This is a genomic window from Luteolibacter flavescens, from assembly GCF_025950085.1.
In the GTDB taxonomy this organism is placed as follows: Bacteria; Verrucomicrobiota; Verrucomicrobiia; order Verrucomicrobiales; family Akkermansiaceae; genus Haloferula; species Haloferula flavescens.
This window is the reverse complement of the sequence record NZ_JAPDDS010000003.1, coordinates 16,938-38,506: the sequence shown is the minus strand read 5'-3', so window position 1 is coordinate 38,506 and position 21,569 is coordinate 16,938. Positions and strand designations below refer to the sequence as shown.

20 protein-coding genes are annotated in these 21,569 nt (G+C 63.8%); 6 read left to right on the top strand and 14 right to left on the bottom strand.

Going from position 1 to position 21,569, the window contains the following annotated elements:
- Positions 1-16: 16 nt before the first annotated feature.
- Both OKA04_RS05930 and OKA04_RS05925 read right to left on the bottom strand, forming a co-directional pair.
- The gene (locus OKA04_RS05930; RefSeq protein WP_264500221.1) at positions 17-595 is read right to left on the bottom strand and encodes a hypothetical protein; all 579 of its coding nucleotides are present in this window, start codon (positions 593-595) and stop codon (positions 17-19) included.
- A 40-nt stretch (positions 596-635) separates the two neighbouring features.
- On the bottom strand, positions 636-1,556 hold the full coding sequence (locus tag OKA04_RS05925) for a sigma-70 RNA polymerase sigma factor region 4 domain-containing protein (RefSeq protein WP_264500220.1): 921 nt from the start codon (positions 1,554-1,556) through the stop codon (positions 636-638).
- A 111-nt stretch (positions 1,557-1,667) separates the two neighbouring features.
- Here OKA04_RS05925 and OKA04_RS05920 point away from each other — a divergent pair, with 111 nt between their 5' ends.
- Positions 1,668-2,777 carry a hypothetical protein gene (locus OKA04_RS05920; RefSeq protein WP_264500219.1) on the top strand — a complete coding sequence of 370 codons (1,110 nt, stop codon included), beginning with the start codon at positions 1,668-1,670 and terminating at the stop codon, positions 2,775-2,777.
- A gap of 14 nt (positions 2,778-2,791) precedes the next feature.
- On the opposite strand, the gene OKA04_RS05915 is transcribed toward OKA04_RS05920, so the two are convergent.
- Positions 2,792-4,198 (bottom strand): MBL fold metallo-hydrolase RNA specificity domain-containing protein, encoded by a 1,407-nt coding sequence (locus OKA04_RS05915; protein WP_264500218.1) that lies wholly within the window; start codon positions 4,196-4,198, stop codon positions 2,792-2,794.
- Between the two features lie 119 nt (positions 4,199-4,317).
- On the opposite strand from OKA04_RS05915, the gene OKA04_RS05910 reads away from it, so the two are divergent.
- On the top strand, positions 4,318-4,794 hold the full coding sequence (locus OKA04_RS05910; protein WP_264500217.1) for an ExbD/TolR family protein: 477 nt from the start codon (positions 4,318-4,320) through the stop codon (positions 4,792-4,794).
- A gap of 12 nt (positions 4,795-4,806) precedes the next feature.
- Here OKA04_RS05910 and OKA04_RS05905 read toward each other — a convergent pair whose 3' ends face one another.
- Positions 4,807-6,786, bottom strand: coding sequence for an ABC-F family ATP-binding cassette domain-containing protein (locus OKA04_RS05905; RefSeq protein WP_264500216.1), 1,980 nt, complete (start codon positions 6,784-6,786; stop codon positions 4,807-4,809).
- Positions 6,787-6,905: 119 nt separating this feature from the next.
- On the opposite strand from OKA04_RS05905, the gene OKA04_RS05900 reads away from it, so the two are divergent.
- Positions 6,906-8,138, top strand: coding sequence for a hypothetical protein (locus tag OKA04_RS05900; protein WP_264500215.1), 1,233 nt, complete (start codon positions 6,906-6,908; stop codon positions 8,136-8,138).
- A 191-nt stretch (positions 8,139-8,329) separates the two neighbouring features.
- Here OKA04_RS05900 and OKA04_RS05895 read toward each other — a convergent pair whose 3' ends face one another.
- From OKA04_RS05895 to gluQRS, 6 genes are all read right to left on the bottom strand, one after another.
- Positions 8,330-9,349, bottom strand: a complete 1,020-nt coding sequence (locus tag OKA04_RS05895) for a hypothetical protein (RefSeq protein ID WP_264500214.1) — start codon at positions 9,347-9,349, stop codon at positions 8,330-8,332.
- Positions 9,346-9,858 carry a hypothetical protein gene (locus OKA04_RS05890; protein ID WP_264500213.1) on the bottom strand — a complete coding sequence of 171 codons (513 nt, stop codon included), beginning with the start codon at positions 9,856-9,858 and terminating at the stop codon, positions 9,346-9,348. Before OKA04_RS05890 ends, OKA04_RS05895 begins: the two co-directional genes overlap by 4 nt.
- 24 nt (positions 9,859-9,882) lie before the next feature.
- Positions 9,883-10,596, bottom strand: coding sequence for a hypothetical protein (locus tag OKA04_RS05885; RefSeq protein WP_264500212.1), 714 nt, complete (start codon positions 10,594-10,596; stop codon positions 9,883-9,885).
- A 297-nt stretch (positions 10,597-10,893) separates the two neighbouring features.
- Positions 10,894-11,397 (bottom strand): peptidylprolyl isomerase, encoded by a 504-nt coding sequence (locus OKA04_RS05880; protein WP_264500211.1) that lies wholly within the window; start codon positions 11,395-11,397, stop codon positions 10,894-10,896.
- Between the two features lie 61 nt (positions 11,398-11,458).
- The gene (locus OKA04_RS05875; protein WP_264500210.1) at positions 11,459-11,668 is read right to left on the bottom strand and encodes a hypothetical protein; all 210 of its coding nucleotides are present in this window, start codon (positions 11,666-11,668) and stop codon (positions 11,459-11,461) included.
- A 29-nt stretch (positions 11,669-11,697) separates the two neighbouring features.
- Positions 11,698-12,537 (bottom strand): tRNA glutamyl-Q(34) synthetase GluQRS, encoded by an 840-nt coding sequence (gluQRS, locus tag OKA04_RS05870; protein ID WP_264500209.1) that lies wholly within the window; start codon positions 12,535-12,537, stop codon positions 11,698-11,700.
- Positions 12,538-12,671: 134 nt separating this feature from the next.
- Here gluQRS and glpK point away from each other — a divergent pair, with 134 nt between their 5' ends.
- Both glpK and OKA04_RS05860 read left to right on the top strand, forming a co-directional pair.
- Complete coding sequence (glpK, locus tag OKA04_RS05865; RefSeq protein WP_264500208.1) at positions 12,672-14,150, top strand: glycerol kinase GlpK; 1,479 nt, start codon at positions 12,672-12,674, stop codon at positions 14,148-14,150.
- 19 nt (positions 14,151-14,169) lie between these two features.
- Positions 14,170-15,723, top strand: coding sequence for a glycerol-3-phosphate dehydrogenase/oxidase (locus tag OKA04_RS05860; RefSeq protein ID WP_264500207.1), 1,554 nt, complete (start codon positions 14,170-14,172; stop codon positions 15,721-15,723).
- Here the strand turns inward: OKA04_RS05860 and OKA04_RS05855 are convergent.
- Complete coding sequence (locus OKA04_RS05855) at positions 15,720-16,625, bottom strand: DMT family transporter (protein WP_264500206.1); 906 nt, start codon at positions 16,623-16,625, stop codon at positions 15,720-15,722. The two genes, OKA04_RS05860 and OKA04_RS05855, sit on opposite strands and share 4 nt — an antisense overlap.
- Positions 16,626-16,723: 98 nt before the next feature.
- Here OKA04_RS05855 and OKA04_RS05850 point away from each other — a divergent pair, with 98 nt between their 5' ends.
- Complete coding sequence (locus OKA04_RS05850; RefSeq protein WP_264500205.1) at positions 16,724-17,320, top strand: trimeric intracellular cation channel family protein; 597 nt, start codon at positions 16,724-16,726, stop codon at positions 17,318-17,320.
- 508 nt (positions 17,321-17,828) lie between these two features.
- Here the strand turns inward: OKA04_RS05850 and galK are convergent.
- The 3 genes from galK to OKA04_RS05835 all read right to left on the bottom strand — a co-directional run bounded on the left by galK (position 17,829) and on the right by OKA04_RS05835 (position 21,550).
- Positions 17,829-19,007 (bottom strand): galactokinase, encoded by a 1,179-nt coding sequence (gene galK / locus OKA04_RS05845; protein WP_264500204.1) that lies wholly within the window; start codon positions 19,005-19,007, stop codon positions 17,829-17,831.
- A 169-nt stretch (positions 19,008-19,176) separates the two neighbouring features.
- Positions 19,177-21,183, bottom strand: a complete 2,007-nt coding sequence (locus OKA04_RS05840) for a sodium:solute symporter family transporter (RefSeq protein WP_425503662.1) — start codon at positions 21,181-21,183, stop codon at positions 19,177-19,179.
- Positions 21,184-21,352: 169 nt separating this feature from the next.
- On the bottom strand, positions 21,353-21,550 hold the full coding sequence (locus OKA04_RS05835) for a hypothetical protein (protein WP_264500202.1): 198 nt from the start codon (positions 21,548-21,550) through the stop codon (positions 21,353-21,355).
- Between the last annotated feature and the right edge of the window lie 19 nt (positions 21,551-21,569).

Below are 21,569 nucleotides of genomic sequence, written 5' to 3'. Positions count from 1 at the left end.
CCATGTCTTCACAAGTTCATTTGCCGCCGATCCGCGAGATTGCGTCGGATACTATCGTAGGGGCATCCTTTATATTGGCAGGGAGCGGCGATGTATAAACCGTGGCACCCTCGCGATTCACGGAACTTACGGTCCCGGTATTAAAGTCGATCACGACCTTCGGCGCTGGCACCGAGTCGGCGTCGTTTTCAAATGCCAGCGGCTCGAAATGACCGGACGACTTGAGGGCCATTTCCAGACGAGGATTCTGACCGACGAAGGCGATCTTCACCATGTCCGTGGGCATGGCGACTTGCTTGTCAGTGCCGCGGAACATCTCATCCGGTGCCCAGATCATCGGCACGGCCACGCCCACCACCACGACGGCGGCGGCAGCCACGCCGAAGCCCGGCGAGGCCATCCAGTTCCTCAGCCTTTCCATCAGGCCCGGACTCGCGGGCGTGGTATCGTGTATCGGCGGGGCGGCAAAACGGGCGGCCAGGTCCTCGGCGAGGCCACTAGGCATGGCGGGAGCCAGATCCTGCGGATGGAGCACGAGGCTGCGGGAAAGGATATCCCGGGCGGGGAGGAGGCGTTCTGGAAGGTCGGGGTCCATGGCGTCATTGGCTCCAATCGCAGGCCTGATCAGTGGATTTTCAAAATATTAAGTTTTCCCTGATCTTCTCCAGCGCTTCCTCCACCAGCTCCCCGATCACGCGGCGTCGCGTCGAGGCGGACGCCCCGGGCTTGATGCCGAGGCGGCTGCAAAAGGCGTCGTTCATCACGAGGTCCTGCACGGTGGCGGTCTGCGCCACGTAGAGGTGATAGACGAGTTGCCACTCCATGGTCGTGAGGGCTTCGCGACATTCGGAGTAGATCTTGTCGAAGCTTAGGGATTCCTCGCAGGTGTCCTTGAATTGCAGCGGATGATCCGCGTCGCCGGTCAGCGCGTCGTAGCTCTCGCCCGAGTTCGGCTGGTTTTTCAGCGCGCTCTTGCGGCGGAACCAGTCGATCGCCCGGTATTGGACGATGCGGGAATGAAGCGGGATGATCTCCTCGAAGACCGTGGGATCGAGGATCGGGGCGCGGCGGCTTTCCTCGCGCTCCCGCACCAGTTCCACCAGCGTGTCGCTGAAGACATCCTCGGCGTCCGCCCCTTGGATGCCCTTGCGGCTCAGGGTGGCGAGGGCGAGGGGGCGCAGGATTTCCGGGAGGCGATTCCACTCGGGATCGCTAAAGCCGCGGTCGGGATGAGCCCGCTGGAGGCGGTCGAGATCCAGGTTTTGTGAATAGCGGCGATCCTCCGGGTCGTGATGCCTCTGGGGATCGGCCTCCTTCCGGCGAATCCCGGCCACCAGGTCACGGGTGGCCTCGGCAGTCTCCTGGATGACCCGGGCGGTGAATTCCGCCTCGGGAGGCAGTTCCACGTAGTCGAAGCAGATATTCCTCAGCACCTGCTCCGCGATCTTCGTCGCCTGCTCCTCCGGCACCAGCACGCCTTCCACCGGCCGGCGGGCACGATGCCAGCAGGCTTCCCAACACTTTTCCAAGTGCCGTTGGGGGTGAACGGGGGACATTGGGTGAGGCGGAAAATAGGAAAAACTAAAAAAGATGGCTTTGCAAGTGTCTAAGTGTCCCTTATTTTCAAAATCATACGAGCGGTCGTAAGTCCCACCGAACGCATCGACATGAAAATCTCCCTACTCCCCCTTGCCGGGTTATTACCGGTATTCCTTGTCGTATCCGCACATGGTCAGGCCGCAGGTGTGCCCGTGCTATCCACTCCAGGCACGGCCACATGGCTGAGCGAGATAACTTCCAGCGGCACCCGCACTGTTTTTACAATTACCGGTGATACGGTCCTTGATTGGGGCCAATTCAATCTTGGATCGGGAAGCGAGCTGGTCTTCGACTTCATCGGCGGGAATAGCGTGGTGAACATGCTCAATGGAACGTCCACGCAGACGATATCCGGGACCGTGTCTTCCAATGGCAATGTCGGTTTCTTTTCCCCGAATGCCCCGCTGCGGGTCACCGGCACCGTGACGGCGGAGAATGTTACGCTTGCCACGATGAATGTGGACCAGCAGGCATTCGCGGGCGGCGACACTTTCACAATGACCGCCGGCTCGGGCTCCGCGCTGACGGTGACGGGCTCGGTGACCGCCACGCGCGGGAATGTCGTGCTGGCGGGCCAGACCGTGCGCGTCGGCGGCAGCGGCGAGATTACGGCCACGGATGCGATCCGCATCGGCGGCGGTTCAAGGATCACGGTGGGGAAGAGCGGACTTGGCCGGCGTCTGAAGGCGGACAATGGCGATGGCTTCGTACTTCACATGGGACGCAGCCGGGCGCCTCGCATCGAGGTGGCTGCCGGTCGCGAAATCAATGTCGGCGGTCGTTTGGATACCGGGTCCTCCAGCCGCCGCATCTTCCTGGAAGTCGGCCAGGACGGGAAGATCCTCCGCGAAGGAACCGGCGTCATGGTCGGCCGCACCGCAATCAATGGAACCTACCTCAAGAACGGCGTGCGGGTGGGTCCTGACGACGTGGTCCGCTCGGCAGTGAATTCCTCCACCGTGAAGTTGCCGGTGGTGAAGCGCCCTGGCGGCACGACGGTCAGCACTTCCCGCACTCTCGTGAATGACGTTCCGATGTCCGCGAGCATGGACAGCGCGCGGGACAGCAAGCGCGAGTCCGCCCGGGTGGCGAGCCGGGCGGATGCGAAGAAGCCGATGCTCGCCCGGGCATCCTTTTTCGGCATGCGCGGCGGCAGCGGCGGTGAGGCAAAGCGCTGAGAAAAGACGAGGGGTCAGATCTCGACCTCCTCGCCCAGCACGGCCACGTCCACGGCTCCGTCGTGCTGGCTCGTCAGCGCATCGCGCAGTGAGTTCGCCCGCTGTGGTTCGCCGTGGACCAGCCACACGTTCGTCTTCGGCCCGGTCATGCGGTGGAACCAATCGAGCAATTCCGAGTGATCGGCATGGCCGGAGAAGGAATCGATGGCCTCGATCGTGGCGCGGACCTTCACCGGCTTGCCGAAGATATTCACCACCGGGCGACCGTCGCGGATCGCGCGGCCCAGCGTATTGTCCGCGCAGTAGCCGACGAAGAGCACAGTATTCCGCGGATCATCCAGCCCATTCTTCAGGTGGTGGCGGATGCGGCCTGCCTCGCACATGCCGGAGGCGGAGATGATGATGCAGGCTCCGTTGCTGGAGTCGTTCAGCTTTTTCGAGTCATTCACCGAGCGGATGAGCTGCAGCCCGTCGAAGAGGAAGGGATCTCGCTCGTCGAAGAGGAAGCGATACACCGTGTCATTGAAGCACTCCGGGTGGATGCGGAAGACCTCGGTGGCATTCACCGCCAGCGGGCTGTCCACATAGACCGGAACGGAGGCCAGCTTTCCCGAGTGGAAGAGCTGGTTAAGGATGTAGAGGAGCTGCTGGGTGCGCTCCACTGCGAAGGCCGGGATCATCACTTTGCCACCACGCTTCAATGCCGCCGCGAGGATATCGCCGAATTCATCCGTGGCTCCCGTGGGAAGCTCGTGCTCGCGACCGCCGTAGGTGCTCTCCATGAGGACGAAGTCCACGTCGCGAACCACGGCGGGATCGCGCAGGATCTCATTGCCACCGCGACCGATGTCCCCGGAGAAAAGGAAGCGCTTCTTCTTTCCTCCGTCCTCCTTGTCGATGACCTCCAGCAGCACCTGCGCCGCGCCGAGGATGTGCCCGGCATCGTAGAAGGTGACCGTGATCCCATCGGCGACCGGCATGGGCCGCTCGTAGCCCAGCGTCACGAACTGGCGCAGGCAGCGCTCCGCATCCTCCTTCACATACAGCGGCTCCACCGGGGGAAGGCCGTCTTTCTGGCGGTCCTTGTTCAGCCACTCGGTATCCTGCTCCTGGATGTGTGCGCTGTCCGCCAGCATGATCTGGCAGAGATCGCGCGTGGCGAAGGTGGTGTGGATGTTCCCGCTGAAGCCCTGCTTGCAGAGGTTCGGCAGATTGCCGCTGTGGTCGATGTGCGCGTGGGAGAGGATGACGAGGTCGATCTCCTTCGGATCGAAGTGCGGGAACTTGCAGTTCACCTCGTAGCTATCCTCGCGGCGTCCCTGATAGAGTCCGCAATCGAGCAGGATGCGGGTGCCATTGACCTCCAGCAAATGCTGCGAACCGGTGGTGGTGCCCGCGGCACCGCAGAATTTCAATTTCATGGGCTTGTTAGGAAACAAGCACGGTTGGCCGGGAAGGGAAGAGGGAAACTTGTCGGCAAATATCACAATACAGGCTTGTCGCGAGGTCATCGCGCAATGTTTTTGGAACCATTCATCCCATGGTAACCATCGGAATTCCTCTGCTCCTCTCGTTGATATGGGGAGCCATGATTGTCTTCGTCTGGAGATCAATCCCGGTCGCAGCACGGACGACCAAATCGATTGTTGCTGTTATCGGAGTTCTGACGTGCCTGGGGATATTCTGGTCGGGGAGAACCATTTTCTCTATGAGGGACAATATCAGAATCACCGAGGCCGAACTTGATCGCTATCACGCTGCTCCTTCCACGCCAGAAGTCGCAGAGCCGCTGTCGCAGGAAATAAAGATCCACGTCGATGGCTCTGGAACCATCAACTATAATGGACGGGTGGTGGACGCCTCGACCCTGAAGTCTGAGCTCGCAAAGCTATCCACGGAGGGAATCGTGATAAGCAGCGAGGAGGGTGCTCCTTACCAATTGCTGGAGGAGATTTTGAAACAATGCAAAGAAGCGGGAATCGAACAGGTGTCGCTCGAAATCCCGCCCATGGAGTGAGGCAAAGCCGGGTCAGACCAGCTTCGCCTTCACCGCTTCGATTTCCTCGGTCAGCGCTTCCCATCGCGAGATGGATGCTTCGAGCTTCGTGGTCACTTGCTCGATGGTGTTGCTTACCAGACGGAATTTTGCGGGGGACGCCACCACTTCCGGCTTGGAAAGGTCTGCCGTGGCATTCGTCTGTGCGACTTCCAGGTCGGCGATGCGCTTCTCCAGCACGGCGAGTTCTTCCTCCAGCGGCTTCAGCACCTGGTTGCGGAGCTGGCGCTGCTCGGCCTCGATGCGCTTCTGGTCCTTGCGGGAAAGCGTCGCGGCAGGTTGCCCTGCGGCAGGCTTGGTGTCGGTCGTGGTGGAGCGGCTGGAGAGGGACGGGCCGGACTTCTCGTCGGCGGTCTTTTCCAGATAGTAGGTGATGTTGCCCTGGAAGAGGCGCGGGTCTTCGCCGGGACGGAATTCCAGCGTCTTGTGAACCACGGGGTCCATGAAGGCGCGGTTGTGCGAGACGATCATCACCGTGCCGGCGTAGTCCGCCAGCGCGCGCTGGAGCACGTCCTGCGACTGCATGTCCAGGTGGTTCGTCGGCTCGTCCAAGATCAGGAAGTTCGCCGGGGCCACCAGCATGCGGGTAAGCGCGACGCGCGAACGCTCGCCGCCGGAAAGCACGCCGATCTTCTTGAAGACGTCGTCGCCGCGGAAAAGGAAGCAGCCCAGCAGATTCCGGCAATACGGCGCCGACTCCCGGGACGCGGCTTCCTCGACCGTTTCGAGCACCGTCTTGGTGGGGTCGAGTTCGTCGGCGTGGTTTTGCGAGAAGAACGAGGTCGCCACCCGCATGCCAAAGGTGTGCTCACCATTGTCCGGCTGCTCCTGGCCGGTGATGATGCGGCAGAAGGTGGACTTGCCCGCCCCGTTCGGTCCCACGATGGCGATGCGTTCACCGCGGTTCACCTCGAAGTCGAAGTTCTTGAAGACCTGCAGCGAGCCGTAGGCCTTGGAGACCTTCTCCAGCTTGGCCGTGAGATTGCCGCTGTTCGGCGGCGGCGGGAACTTGAAGTTCATCACCGCGTCCTCGGCTTCCGGCGCGGGGATGCGCTCGATCTTCTCCAGCATCTTGATGCGCGACTGCACCAGCGTCGCCTTGTTCGCGGACGCGCGGAAGCGGTCGATGAAGCGCTGGATATCGGCGATCTCCCGCTGCTGCGCGGTGTATTGCTTGAGCTGGATCTCCTTCCGCAGCACCGACTCCGTCTTGTAGTAGGAGTAGTTGCCCGAGTACTCCTCGCAGCGGCCGTGGTGGAAGGCCAGCGTGCGCGTGCAGAGCGCGTCGAGCAGGGCAAGGTCGTGGGAAATCAGGATGATCGCGCCGGGGTAGGCGAAGAGGTATTGCTCCACCCAGCGCTGGGTGCCGATGTCCAGGTGGTTCGTCGGTTCGTCCAGCAGCAGCACTTCCGGCTCCTGCAGGAAGAGCTTCGCCATCGCGATGCGCATCTGCCAGCCGCCGGAGAAGTGACCGCAATCGCGATCAAAGTCCGCGCGGGAGAAGCCGAGTCCCTGGAGCACGGACTCCACCTTCGGCTTCATGCGGGACGGGTCCACCGAGTCGAGCTGGAGTTCCAGCTCGCCGATTTCTTCCAGCAACTCGCCGTAGGGCGACGAGCGGGGATCGAGCTTCTCCAGCTCTGCCGAGAGACGGTCGATCTTCTCCTGCATGGCGATCGTTTCGCCGAAGGCGCTCATCGTCTCGTCCCACAGCGTGATGCCCTTCACGTGGATGCCTTCCTGGGGCAGGTAGCCCACGCGGGTACCGCGCGGGACCACGACCTTGCCGCCGGAGACTTCCACGATGCCGGCGATCGCCTTCATGAGCGTGGACTTGCCCGCGCCGTTGTGGCCGGCGAAGGCGATGCGCTCCTTCGGCAGGATCGAGAAGGTGAGGTCCGAGAAAAGGACACGGGCGCCATATTCGACGCGGAGATTGTGGACGGAGAGCATGCTGCGGGGCGGAGACTTGCGGGACAGCGCCGCGGGGTCAAGGTAAGGGGTGAGGCGATGCGGCCTCGCTCGGGGCGATTTGGGATAGAAAACGGGCCGGGATGCCGTTAAGCCGGGCCGTGAGATCTTTCCTGCTGCTGCTGGCACTGGCGCAAGGCGCGCTGGCGGAGGCGGATTTCTGGGATCTGCCGCCTATCCGGTATTCGGACACGAAAGCGGAGGATTCCCTCGCGAAACTGGCCGCGGACCTGGAATCCGGCGCGCGGAGGATCGAGGGCACCACGCCGCTGGAGCGGCTGAAATTCGTGCTGCGCGAGCTGAAGGTGCCGGAGGAGTCGCAGATGATGGTATTCTCGAAAACGAGCCACCAGAACCCGCTGATCCACCCGAAGAACCCGCGGGCGCTGTATTTCTCCGAGAATGCCTACGTCGGCTACGTGCCCGGTGGGGTGGTGGAGGCCGTGGTGCAGGATCCGGTGCTGGGTCCGGTCTTCTACACCATCGACACCGCGGCGGAGCAGGGCATGAAGATCCAGCGGGATCTGTCGAATTGCCTCTCCTGCCACGGCACCACCCGGACGGAGGGCGTGCCCGGCCTGCAGGTGCGCTCGGTCTTTCCCGATGTGGACGGTCATCCCATCCTGCCAATGGGGACCAGCCACGTGAATCACGATACGCCGCTCGCCGAGCGCTGGGGAGGCTACTACGTCACGGGTCGGAGTTCGCTGCCCCACCTGGGAAACCGCACCTATGTGAAAGGCGGCGACGGGGCCCCGCGGGCAAGCGATCTGGCGGATCTCTCCGGCCTCATCGACGCTGCGAAGTACCCGCAAGCGACGAGCGACATCGTCGCCCTCATGGTGCTGGAGCACCAGTGCCGCATGCACAACCTGCTGACCGCGGCCACGCTCCAGTACCGGCGGGCACATTTCCTCAGCCGCGCCTTTGATTCGCAGTCGGACCCGGATGCGGGCAGCGCTGGTCGGGTGGCGGATGGTGCCGCGGAGAAGATCGCGGCGCACCTCTTCTTCAAGGACGAGGCCGATCCCGGCGAGGGCATCGCGGGCGGCGAGGCCTTCCAGAAGATGTTCGAAGGGCGCTTCCCCCGGGCAAAAAACGGGGACTCGCTGGTGGACTTCCAGCTCTACAGCAGGGTCTTCAAGAACCGCTGCTCCTACATGGTCTATTCCGATGCCTTCCGCGATCTGCCTCCACGGGTGAAGTCGGCGGTGATCGTGAAAATGAAGTCGGTCCTCGCGGGCGAGGATCCCGCTTTCGGCTGGCTGGGGGAAACCGAGCGGAAGCGGATCACCGGCATCTTGTCGGAGACGCTGCCCGGGTGGCAGCTTTGACCGGAGCCCTTCCTGGAAAAAGCGGCACCGGCCGGGCGATGGGGTGGGCACCTTGGGGGGAGTAAGGTGTCCTCCGGGTCATCGCCGGCCGGTCCGGTTTCGTCGGGGGGACGGGGGGACGGGGGGATATGGGGGGTGTTTTGTCCGGGGGCTGGGTGAAAGAGGGTGAACAGGCCTCTTTAAATCTTTCTTTACTGGCTGCTGATCTCGCCCATCTGGGCGCGGATCTCGAGCTTGCGATCGACCTCGACGCTCACGTAGCTGAGGCGGTCGATGCCGAATGGAGTCTGGGTGAGGAGCTCCATCGTGTAGGTGCCGTCTTGGGGGAAAACGGTGTCGTAATTCGAGACCGAGAGGATGTCGCTGTGGGACTTGTCCTGGTCGATGACGAGCTGGGAGCCCTGCACGGTCACGCCTTCCGTATTCAGCTTCGGCGGGCCGGGGTAGACCTGCAGCCAGGTGTAGCTGTCGGGATAGAGATCCTTCAGGGTGAGGGTGAGCGGTGGGGCATTGTAGCGGATGCGCTCGCCTTCCTTGACGCCGGCGATGGTGCCGGAGGCCACGGGCCAGATCTGCACGTAGGCATTCGCGATCTGGGACTGGGTGATGGTGCCGTCGCTCAGCGCGTGGATCACGAAGTGCTCTTCTCCGGTCGCCTTCGTCGGGTCGGTGGCCTTCAGGTTCGTCACGGGGAAGCTCAGGACGCCCGGGCCATTCGTCGAGATGTAGGCGCTCGTGAGCGGCTTGCCGGAGATGGCCGTGGTGAGCGGTATCGAGCTCTGGCCGGCCGCGTAGCTCGCGGTATGGTGCTCCAGCAGGACCCGTGTGGAAGCCACCGGCAGGTTCGCGCCGCTGAGCAGCTTCGAGACCTCGTAGTTCACCGTGAAGGGCTGGTCGGCGCGGGTGCGCGGGACCTTCGTGTAGGGGTCCGCCGTCTTGATGGAGATGGTGGCGGCGGGCATGTAGGCACCCACCAGCTTTTGATCGAGCAGGTAGTCGGTCGCGCTCGCCTGCTGGATGGTCCAGAGCTGGAAGAGCGAGCCCTTGCCCTCGAGCACGAGTGCGGAAGGGGAGTTGCCTTGCGGCACCACCGGCATGTTCCACACCACGCCAGTGTCCTGCTGGATCTGGCTGATGAAGTTCGTGTATCCTTCTCCCGCGCCAAATGCCTGCGCGCAGAGGAGGAGTGCGGAGAAAAGTGTCGCTTTCATCGGGTGGCGGCGACGGGGGCTTCAGGTTGCGGCTGGGGGCGCACGGAGATCGGTCCGCCCAGGTGGACGGCCACGACGACCTTGGCCTGCTTCTGCCAGTTCTCCTGCTTGGCCGGCGGCAGCGCGGTCTTCCCGGCAGCGTTGTCGAAGCTGACTTCCTCGGTGTTGAGCCAAGCGCGGTTGGCAGTGAGGAATTCAGACCACGAAAGCAGCGTGCCGATCGGCTTGGCTCCCACCTTTGCGGCGAAGGCCGGCGGGGTGTGGAGGACGGCACCCTTTGGGACGATGGTCCAGTGGGTGCCGTCGCTCAACACTTCCGATTTCTTGATCAGCGACTGTTCTCCCGGGCGCACCACCGGCGCCTCGTCCGGGGCTGCCGGTTGGGGAATGGCAGACAGGGGAGATGGCTTCTGACGTGCCAGGATCTCTTCCGGCGTGACGCGGTCCGTCATGCGGGGAGCGGCGGCCGCGACGCTGGCGAGTGCCAACAGGATCAGGGTGGATTTCATCTGGGGAGATGCGGGGAGAATGGTTTATTCGAAGGTCACCAGCACCACGAGGTCCTGGAGGTCGAAGCCGGAATTGGCGGGGTTCGTCTGGCCCAGCTCCATGAGCAGGATCAGGTCGCGGTCACCGATCTTCACGGTCTTGGTCACGGTATCCATGTAGGGCTTGAGGAAGCTTTCGATGGAGCTGCCGTTGAGAGCCGGCACCGTCGTGGGGACGCGGTCGCCGTTCTTCAGCATGATCAGGTTCTTCGTGGACTGCGACGTGTTGTAGAAGGGCAGCCATGCGCCGTCGCGCCAGCCGCGTCCGCCGATGTTGATCGTGTCGCCCTTCTTCACGTTCGTCTGCAGCACCGGGATGGCGGGCAGCACGTTGGTCTGGAGACCGTAGTAGATGCGGGACCACGAGGCGCTGTTCTTGCTCCACATCACTTCGACGGGCAGGAACTTCGTGATGGTCTCCTGGAACGAGGCACCCAGCACGCGGACCTTCAGCTTGAGGTCCTTCTTCGGCTTGATGATGTTCGGAGGGATGATCTCCACCACGCTGGTGACCGGCGCGGGGTATTCGATTTCCCAGGCGAGCTGGGACTTCACGCCGGCACGGACCATGTCACGATCAACCGTGAGGGAACCACGCGGGACATCAAGATCGGCAGCCGAGGAGATGCCAAGCAACGACGAGCATGCAAGGATGCCGAAGGCAAGGCACCTGCCGCCAAGAGGCAGGGGGAACTTCATTTCGGGGGGTGGGGGTGTAACAGCTACGGCCGGGGAGCCGAGAGGGGGTGAGTTCGTCAGCGGGGGAGCTGACGGCGCGATCTAGCGATCATCGCTCCGGAAAATCAAGAAACCCTATGCAACCTACGCGAACGCGTAATGCGATCCGCGCTCCGGGAAATCGGGTGACAGGCCGCTCTAACATTGAGATATCAAGGATTCCGGCCAAAAGAAGGCCCCCGCGACCGGCCCGTAAAAGGGTGCGGCGGCGGGGGCGAAATCTAATTCGGAAAACTTAATCAAGTTTCCAAACCGGCCTCACTTGGCGTCCAGGATGGAGTTCCAGTGCTCCACATTGTCCTTCTGCGCCTCAAGCAGTGGAGCGATGTCGTCGTGCAGGGTGATGGACTTGATTTTGTCGCCCTGGCGGATGGCATTCACCACGTCCTGGCCCTTGGTCACTTCGCCGAAGACGGCGTGCTTGCCATCCAGGTGCGGGGTGGGGAGGTGGGTGATGAAGAACTGGCTGCCGTTGGTATTCGCTCCGGCATTCGCCATGGAGAAGAGACCCGGCTTGTCGTGCCTGAGCGAGCGGTCGATCTCGTCAGCGAAGCGGTAGCCCGGGCCGCCGCGGCCGGTGCCGGTCGGGTCGCCGCCTTGGATCATGAAATTGGCGATCACCCGGTGGAAGCTCACGCCGTCGTAGTAGCCGCGCTTGGCGAGGTTCAGGAAGTTCGCGGAGGTGACGGGCACCTTGGAGGCGAAGAGGGTGCCGTCGATGTCGCCCTTGTCGGTATGCAGCGTGATGCGGATGTCAGACATGGGCACGAGCCTCCGGGAGTCCGGGACTCGAAGCCAGAAGGAAATGCGCTTCCCCGCGTGATCAGGCGTCGTGGTGGAACCACAGCGTGACGCACAGTATGGTGCCCACCGTCCACGTCAGCCACGCCCACGGCGTGAAATACGGGTAGATCATGAGCGCGAGGCCGATCGAGAGGGGTTTCCACCGATCGAGAGACTTGCCATAGCGCCACGCCCCGATGCCGATGACACTGAAGAGGAAGCCACCAAGGAGGTTGTAGGCCGTGAACATCTGCGGAGATAACTACCACATTCCTCCGCTCAAAACAAGCGGGCTAGTACGTATGCCGGGGTGTTTCCCGCCTCGCGCAGGGCCCGGATCGAGAGCGCGTCGTGCCGCTTGGCGAGGCGCACCCCGTTTTCATCCAGCACGAGCGCATGATGGAGGTAGGAAGGCTCGGGGAATCCCAGCAGCGTCTGGAGCATCCGGTGGACGTGGGTGGATGGCAGCAGGTCCTCGCCGCGCGTCACGGTGGTGACTTGCTGGAATGCATCATCCACCACCACGGCGAGGTGGTAGGAAGTGCCGATGTCCTTTCGTGCGAGGACCACGTCGCCGAGAAGATGGGGATCGACGGCGATGGTGCCGTGACGCGAGTCGGAGAAGGAGAGCGCCCCGGTGATCCCGGCGGCCATTGAGGCATCGAGTCGCCAGGCGGGTTGCTCTCCCGCGGCGAGGCGCGCGTTCCTTTCCTCTGCGGATAGTCGGCGGCACGTCCCGGGATAGAGCGCACCCTCCGGCCCGTGCGGGGCGCTGACCATGCGGGCGACTTCTTCCTCGATTTCCCGCCGCGTGCAAAAGCACGGATACGCGACCCCGATCCGCCGCAGCTCTTCCAGCGCCTCCGCGTACGCGTCGGTCCGCTCCGACTGGCGCAGGGCAGGGCCGTCCCAGCCGAGGCCGAGCCAGCGCAGGTCTTCCTCGATGCCACCGTAATACTCCGGCCGCACGCGGGTGTGGTCGATGTCCTCGAACCGCAGCAGGAAGCGCCCGTCATCCTGCCGCGCCAGATCATGTGCGACCTTCGCCGCATGTGCGTGGCCGAGGTGCAGCCTGCCGGTCGGGCTCGGGGCGAATCGGGTGACGGTGGTCGTGGGCATCGGGCGGTGCGCTGGCCGCAGCCTAGGAAATCCCCGCCGCGTAGCAGAAGGGGAAAGAAGCGGGCGGAAGATCCTTCGCGCATTTTCCGATCCGGTGTTAGGATGGGAAGAACCCAGATTTCCCCGTTTTCCCCATGCCGCGCACCCACATCCTCGCGCTCGACCAGGGCACCACCTCGTCGCGCGCCGTCGTCTTCGATCAGGCGGGGAGGCAGGTCGCCGTCGGGCAGCGAGAATTCACCCAGCACTACCCGCGGTCCGGCTGGGTGGAGCACGATCCGCTCGCCATCTGGGCCAGCCAATGGTCCACGGCCGTCGAAGCTCTTGGGAAGGCTGATCTCGTCCCGGAGGACATCGCGGCCATCGGCATCACGAACCAGCGCGAGACCACCGTGGTGTGGGAGCGCGACACCGGTCGCCCGATTTGTCCCGCCATCGTATGGCAGGATCGCCGCACCGCCGACGACTGCGCGCGGCTGAAGGCGGACAGTGTGGAATCGCTTTTCACCGCGAAGACCGGCCTGCGGCTGGACCCCTATTTCTCCGGCACGAAGATCCGCTGGATCTTGGAAAACATCGACGGAGCACGGGCGAAAGCCGAGGCGGGCAAGCTGATGTTCGGCACCGTGGATACCTGGCTGCTGTGGCGGCTCACCGGTCGCTCCGTCCACGCCACCGACGCGACCAATGCTTCGCGGACCCTGCTCTACGACATCCATCGCGGGGAGTGGGATGACGAGCTGTTAGAGATTCTCGGCATCCCTCACTGCATGCTTCCTGAGGTGAGGGACAGCAGCGGTGTCTTTGGTGAGTCGATGGAGGGCATTCCTATCGCAGGCATCGCGGGCGACCAGCACGCGGCGCTCTTCGGGCAGGCATGCTTCTCACCCGGCATGGCGAAGAATACCTACGGCACCGGCTGCTTCATGCTGATGAATACGGGCGAGGAAGCCGTGACCTCGCGGAACAATCTCCTGACCACCGTCGCATGGAAGATCGGCGGCAAGATCGAATACGCACTGGAGGGCTCCGTCTTCATCGGCGGCGCGCTCATCCAGTGGCTGCGCGATGAAATGCAGCTCGTCCGCTCCGCCGAGGAGTGCAATCAACTCGCCGCCACCGTGCCGGACAGCGGCGGGCTCTACCTCGTCCCGGCCTTCACCGGGCTTGGCGCTCCGCATTGGGATCCCTACGCGCGGGGTGCCGCCTTCGGCATGACGCGGGGAACAAATCGCGCGCACTTCTGCCGCGCGGCATTGGAGGCGATCGCCTTCCAGAGCGCGGAACTCGCCGACTGCATGGTGCGCGACAGCGGCATCGGGCTGAAGGAGCTTCGCGTCGATGGCGGTGCGGTGCGCAGCGACCTGCTGATGCAATTCCAGGCAGACCTGTTAGGCGTCGATGTCCTTCGTCCCCGCGAGATCGAGAGCACCGCGGCCGGTGCTGCCTACTTGGCGGGATTGGGCACGGGTTTCTGGAAGAGCCGCGAGGAAATCGAGGGCTGCCACGAGATCGAGCGCGTCTTTTCCCCGGGGCGTCCATCCGACGACATGGCACCGCTCATGGCGGGCTGGCGAAAGGCTGTCGAGCGGTCGAAGGAATGGGAAAGCTGAACGTCTTGTCGCCACCCTGATGAATCGCCCCGACCACATCGCCGCGCTGGAGTCCGAGAGCTTTGACCTCTGCATCGTCGGCGGTGGAGCCACCGGTCTCGGTGCCGCGGTGGATGCTGCGGCGCGTGGTTACCGTGTCGCACTGGTGGAGCAGACGGACTTTGCGAAAGGGACCTCGTCGCGCTCGACCAAGCTCGTCCACGGCGGCGTGCGCTACCTGAAGCAGGGGAATGTCTCCCTCGTTCTCGATGCCCTGCGCGAGCGCGGACGACTTGCCCGGAATGCGCCGCACCTCGTGAAGGATCTGCCTTTCGTAATCCCCACGTATCACTGGTGGGAGGGGCCTTTCTACGGCATCGGCATGAAGGTCTATGACGCGCTGGCGGGGAAGCTCGGATTCGGTGCCAGCCATCATCTTTCGAAGGAAGAGACGCTTGCCCGCATCCCGACCATCGAGCCCGACGGGCTCACCGGCGGGGTGATCTACCATGACGGGCAATTCGACGATGCGCGGCTGGCCATCCACCTCGCGATGACCGCTGACGATCTCGGGGCGAAGCTGGCGAATCACGTGCGCTGTGTCTCCCTTGTGAAGGAAAGCGGCAAGGTTCGCGGCATCGAGGCGGTGGATCTTGAAAGAGGACGCTCCTTCAGGATCGCTGCCCGCGCGGTGATCAATGCGACCGGTGTCTTCGTCGATGAACTGCGTCGCCGCGACGAGCCGTCTGCCGGAGAGATCGTCGCGGTGAGCCAGGGCGTGCATCTGGTGCTGCCGAAGGATTTCCTGCCGGGTGACTCCGCAATCATGATTCCGAAGACCGCCGATGGCCGGGTGCTCTTCGCCGTGCCGTGGCATGACCGCGTGGTGCTGGGCACCACGGACACGCCGCTGCCGGAGAAGTCGATGGAGCCGCGCGCGCTGCCGGAGGAGATCGATTTCCTCATGACCCATGCCGCGCGCTATCTCAGCCGCGATCCTAGGCAGGAGGATGTGCTCAGCGTCTTCGCCGGGCTGCGGCCCCTCGTGAAAGCGGGTGGTGGACAGGACACGGCGAGCCTTTCCCGCGATCACACCATCCTCATTTCGGAGAGCGGCCTCATCACGATCACGGGCGGGAAGTGGACCACCTACCGCAAGATGGCCGAGGACGTCATCGACCGCGCGGCGGACTTTGCCGGATTGGAGGAAGTCCCGTGCCGCACCGCGGGACTACCCGTCCATGGAGCGACGACGGAAGAGATCGCGGAAAGCAACCTTCGACCCTACGGCAGCGATGCCGCCCGCATTCATGACATGGGGGACACTGCCCGCTTGCATCCGTCCCTGGAACTCACCGCTGGCGAGGTCCGCTGGCATGCGCGCGAGGAGATGGCGCGCACGGCGGAAGACGTGCTTGCCCGTCGCAGCCGCAGCCTTCTGTTAGATGCGCGGGGCAGCATGGATGCCGCACCGGCGGTAGCTGCGATCCTGGCGGAAGAGCTTGGCCGGGACGGGGAGTGGCAGTCCCGGCAGGTCGAGGATTTCCGAAGGCTGGCCAGCGGGTATCTGTTAGGCGGAGCTGCCTCCAGCTAGCCCTTCCGATTCACCACGCTGATGCCGATCAGGACCAGCACCGCGCCTATGATGAATCGCGGATCGAGCGGCTCCTTCAGCAAGATCACACCCAATGCCACGCCGAAGAGCGGCGTGAGGAACGAGAAGATGGAAAGCCGCGTCGCGAGATACTTTCGCAGCAGCCAGAACCAGAAGAGATAGCTGGCGAAGGCGATGACGACGGTCTGGAACGTGAGATTTCCCACGAGTCCCCACGACCACCCGATGCCATCGAAATTCCCGCGCAGGAATGCCGCGGGCAGGAGCAGGGCGGATGCTCCGGCGAGTTGGTAGAGCAGGGTCTTCGACGGCGGTGCTTCCGATAGAGAACTCCCGCGGATGACCAGTGTTGTGGCGGCCCACAGCAGGCCGCCCGCGATTCCCAGCGCATCGCCCAGCAGGAGATTTTGCCCGCCAGGCACGAAGAAGCTCCCGGAGTAACCGATCACGATGCCGATGAAGGCGAGCGCCACACCCCACCACTGGCGCTTGCTGAGGCGCTCGCTTTTCACCCGCCAATTCAGGCCGAGTGCCGTGAAGATGGGAGCGGTGTAGAGGAAGACGGCCATGTGGCCCGCGGTGGTGAAATTCAGTCCCCACGCGACCACGAGGAATTCACCACCAAAAAGCAGCCCGACCAGAATCCCGGCCCGCAGGGTGCCGTCCCGCAGCGACAGGCTCTCCCGTCGCAGGAGCATCAGTCCCGCCACGAGGAGGGCCGCCAGGAAGGACCGCAGCCCGACCTGCAGGACCGGATTCATCTGCGGGGCGGCCGCCTTGATCGCCACCTGCTGCAGACCCCAGAGGAGACAGAGGCAAACCATCACCGAGGCGGCGAAGCCATCCAGAGGCTTGCGGATCGGGGCGTCGGTGGTTGACATGGCGGGGCCGTGCTGTGATCGCGCGGGGCGGTCAACGCAAGCTCTCGGGCGGAGATTTTCCGCGGGTCATCCGGGGTGAGGCAGGCTAGCTCTGGTCCGTGCTTCACCTCTGGGAAATCCTCGGCACCTTGGTCTTCTGTGTGTCCGGCGCGATCGCGGCGCGGGAGAAGGAGATGGATTGGTTCGGCATGTTCGTCGTCGGGCTCATCACCGGGACGGGTGGGGGACTGCTGCGCAGCGTGCTGATCGGCGATGTGCCGCCGCGGATGCTGACGGACCCGCTGCCTTTCCTGCTGGCACTTGGGGCGGTCGTGATCGCGTTGCTGGGCGCGGCCTGGTGGCGGAAGATCCGCCGCGTGGTCTCGACCGTGGATGCGCTCGGGCTCGGGCTCTTCACGGTGACGGGCATTCGCATCGCGGAGAGCAAGGGGCTGCCATGGTGGTCCTGCCTCGCCCTCGGCGTCATCACCGCCACCTTCGGCGGGCTGCTGCGCGACGTCCTGCGCAATGACGTGCCGCTGGTGCTGCGGAAGGAAATCTACGCCACCGCGAGCCTCATCGGCGGGCTCGCGATGCTCGGCATGACACACCTCCGCTGGCCGGATGGCGCGGTGCTGGTGACGACCACGGCGATCATCGTCACCATCCGCCTGCTGGCGATCCGCTATGCGATCCATCAGTCGCAGGACGGGTGATACGTGGCATTTTTCGTAGCAAGCTTTTCCGTAGTACAATGGCTGCGCCATTCTGGCGGGGCGAGGCGTGAAGGAGAGTCGCCAAGTCGCCTCATAGAGCGGTCCGCCCCCCAGCCAGAACGACGCAGTCGTTCTGCTACTCGGAGGTAGCAGAATGGCTGTGCCATTCTGGCGGGGCGAGTCGTGAAGGGAGATCGCCACGTCGTCTCATGGAGCGGTCCGTCCACAGCCAGAACGACGCAGTCGTTCTACTCAGAGGTAGCAGAATGGCTGGGCCATTCTGGCGGGGCGAGGCGTGAAGGAGAATCGCCACGTCGCCTCATGGAGCGGTCCGCCCCCAGCCAGAACGACGCAGTCGTTCTGCTACATTGGGAAAGACGGCGAGGTCCGAGTGCGACCCGCATTGTATGTATACCGGAGTGGCGATCTTCTGAGAGACCTCGCCCCGCCAGAAGGGCGCAGCCCTTCTGCTACGCCCCGCTCCGCTCCTTTGCGCTATCCTCGGCTCTCAAAGCAGATGCGCGCCTTGCGACGGGCGGGAGGCGAAGATCTGGGCGGTGATGCCGGTGGCTTCCTTGTATTTCTCCGCGAGGGTCGCGGCGATCTCGGGGGCCTTGCTGGATTCGCAGAGGGTGACAGTGGAGCCGCCGAAGCCGCCACCGGTCATGCGCGCGCCGATGACGCCGCCATTGCGACCGATCGCACGGGCGATCTCCACCATCAGGTCGAGTTCCTTGCAGCTCACCTCGAAGTCATCGCGCAGCGAGTCGTGGCTGGCGGACATGAGCGGGCCAAGCGCTTCGAAATCGTTCTTCGCCAGTGCCTCGGCAGCGGCGACGGTGCGGGCGATCTCGCCGACCACGTGGCGCGCACGGCGGTTCACAGGGTCGCCCATGGCGTCCCAATTATTCTCCACGTCGGCATGGGTGGCGTCGCGCCACGACTTCTTCCCGATGATCGCGAGGCCGTCCTCGGTGTTCTTGCGGCGGGCGGCGTAGCCACCGTCGGAGAGCTCGTGGTGCACCATCGTGTTCGCGATGAGCACGGTGAGGTCGGGATTTTCGAAAGGGACCAGCTCCGGTTCGCCGGTCTGGCAGTCGATCAGGATCAAGCGGTTCGCCTTGCCGAAGGCGGACGCGAACTGGTCCATGATGCCGCAGGGCACGCCCGCGTAGTCGTGCTCCGCCTTTTGGCAAAGCAGAGCCTTCTCCTTGGTATCCAGCACGGTATCGAGAATGCCCTCCAGCAGGGTCGCCACGCAGCACTCGAGCGCGGCGGAGGAGGAGAGGCCGGCACCGCCGGGGACGGAGGAGAGAATGTAGGCGTCGAAGCCCGGCAGGTGATGCCCGCGGTCCTGGAAACCCTGGAAGACGCCGCGCAGGTAGTTCGCCCACTTGGGCGCGGTGACCTCCTGCTTCACATTCAGCGGCAGGATTGCCGGTTCGCCGCCAAGGGCGGTGGCGACGCGGGCTTCATTCGTGCCATTCAGCGCTGCCGCCATCACGATGTAGCGGTCGATCGCGAAGGGTAGCACGAAGCCGTCGCAGTAGTCGATGTGCTCGCCGATCAGGTTCACGCGGCCCGGCGCGGCGGCGGTCACGGTGGCGTCGCAGCCGAATTGTTCCTTGAGGCCGGCGGCGGCGTCGGCGGCGAGATCGGTCAGGGTGGTGGCGAGGTCGAGGGACATGGACGAGAAGGGAATCGATCGCCCGTTTCATGATGCGGCAGCGGGCGGCCGACGCCGGGGCCGGAGGGGCTGGCGTCGGCCGGGATGCTGTCGAAATCCCGGGCTTTGGCAAAGGGGAATGCTGTCCGCAAAGCGTCTGCGTTTCCCCCCAAGCAAAGATGGCCGTGGATCACCAGAAGATCACGTAGAGCACGATGGTGGCGACGATCGCCAGCGCTCCCCAGACCTTCGCGGATTTGGAGGATTCCAGGTTGATCAGGTCGGTCACGGGCAGCTTCACCGGCTCCTTCAGCGGATTCACCAGGGTGACGACAGCACCGATCAGCACGACGGTCAGGAAGCAGAGGCCCATGCGATCCACATACGAAATGTCAGGGGCCCACCACATGCCTGCCGCCCCGATGGAAGGGCCGAATTTTTTCAGCAGGCCGTAGAGCGCGATATTGGTGAGGATGCCCACCCAGCCGAAGTAGCGTGGGGTGCGCGGCGAGAGGAAGCCGAAGAGGAAGACGGCGAGCACGCCCGGGCTGATGAAGCCCTGGAACTCCTGGATGAACTTGAAGATGCCGCCGTAAGCCGGATCCCCGAGGCCGGGGGCGATGACGCAGGAGATCAGCACGAAAAGCAGCGTGAAGCCCTGCCCGGACAGCACCGTGGCCCTCTCGGACATGTCCTTCTTCGCCATGTGAACGAGGTCCATGGTGGCGATGGTCGCGGCGGAATTCAGCATCGAGGCGAGCGAGGAAACGACCGCGCCGAAGATAGCCGCGAGCACGAACCAGGTGATGCCCGGGCGCATGAGATTCCGCATCAGGGTGGGGAAGGCGGCATCATAGTCGTAGCCGACGAGCTTGGTGCCGGTGGGAATCGGCTTGCCGTCGATCTGCTTGCCGGCTGCGGCGGTGAGGGCGGTCTGGTTCAGTGCGACCAGATCCTTGGCGGTGGCACCCTCGGGGATGACAGCCTCGATGCCTGCGACCTTTGCATTGTGGGCAATGACCGTGGCGGCTTGGTCCGGGGTATTGAGGGCGAAGTTCTCGGTGATGGGATACACCTTGCCCGTGCTGGCGGTGACTTCCGCCATGGTGCTCGTGTTCTTCTTCACCGCCTCGGCCCGCAGGTCCTTGTGGTAGAGATTGAAGCAAAGGATGCCGGGGATCACGACCAGGAAGGGGATCACCAGCTTCAGGATGGCGGCGAAGACGATGCCCTTCTGGCCCTCCGCCAGCGACTTCGAGCCAAGCGTGCGCTGGACGATGTATTGGTTCAGACCCCAGTAGAAACAGATCGGCACCCAGATGCCGAGCAGCAGCACGGTCCATGGCAGCTCGGGATCCTGGATCGGGCGGATCATGTGGAGCTTGCCGCCGGACAGGTTTTCGCCCGCCGCGACGATGGCCTCGCCGTCCTTGCCGTCATTCAGTAGCTTGAAGCGCTCCCATGCCCCGGCGTTTTGCAGGTCCTCCACGGTGGCGGTCGAGTTGGCCACCTTGGTCTTGATGAGTTCATTCGGATCTGCGGATTCCAGCGCGCCGAAGGCCAGCCACATCACGACCGCGCCACCGGCGATGAGCCCGGCACCCCAGATCAGGTCGGTCCAGGCGCAGGCCTTGAGCCCGCCGACGAGCACGTAGATCGCGGCGGAGATGCCGATGATCCAGCAGCCGACCTCGATGCTGCCGAGGTCCGCATTCATGATCATGCGGCCCTGGAAGAAGACGGAGATGACCTTCGCCCCGGAATAGATCACCGACGCGGTCGGCACGCCGACGAGGATGACCAGCGTGGCAACCGCCATCACCAGTCGTGAAAAGGTCCCGTAGCGATACTGGAGGAACTCCGGGATGGTGTAGATGCCGCAGCGCAGCAGCTTCGGGAGGAAGAGGAAGGCGACCAGGATCAGGGCGATCGTCGAGAGCCATTCCCACGACGACACCGCCATCCCCAGCCAGTCGGCGGCCTGGCCGGACATGCCGACGAATTGCTCCGTGGAGATATTTGCCGCGATCAGCGAGAAGCCGACGAGCCACCAGGTGAGTCCCCTGCCGGCGAGGAAGTAGCCGGCGGCACCGCCGGACTCCGCGGCACCGGAGGATTCCTTTCGCCCTTGCCAGATGCCGAAGGCGATGACGCCGACGACCGCGACGAGGAACAGCACGATATCTAGCGTGCTCATTTTGCCAGCCTCCAGGCTGACGTCGGCAAGCAGGGTGGGGATCATTGGGTTTTGATATTGAAAACGGGTTTGAATCGGAGAGGCGGGCAGCAAACGGGGCCAATCCTGCCGGTCTTGCGCGAAATGCGCGTTTGGCGGGATTGGCCCCGGAGTCGGGCGGCGGGCGGGCTCAGGTGCCCTTGCCAGCCCGTTTCGCGAAGAAGTACATCACCAGCCCGAAGATGAGCATGACGATGCCCCAGATGGTATTCACCGGGATGTCGAGTGACTTGGCATACATCGGATCGCCTTTGGTGAAGAGGCCGTAGGCCGTGAGCATCACGCCGTAGATCGTGAAGACGTAGCCGATGGGAAGTCGGAGGTCCATGGTGGTAGGGGTTTCGGGT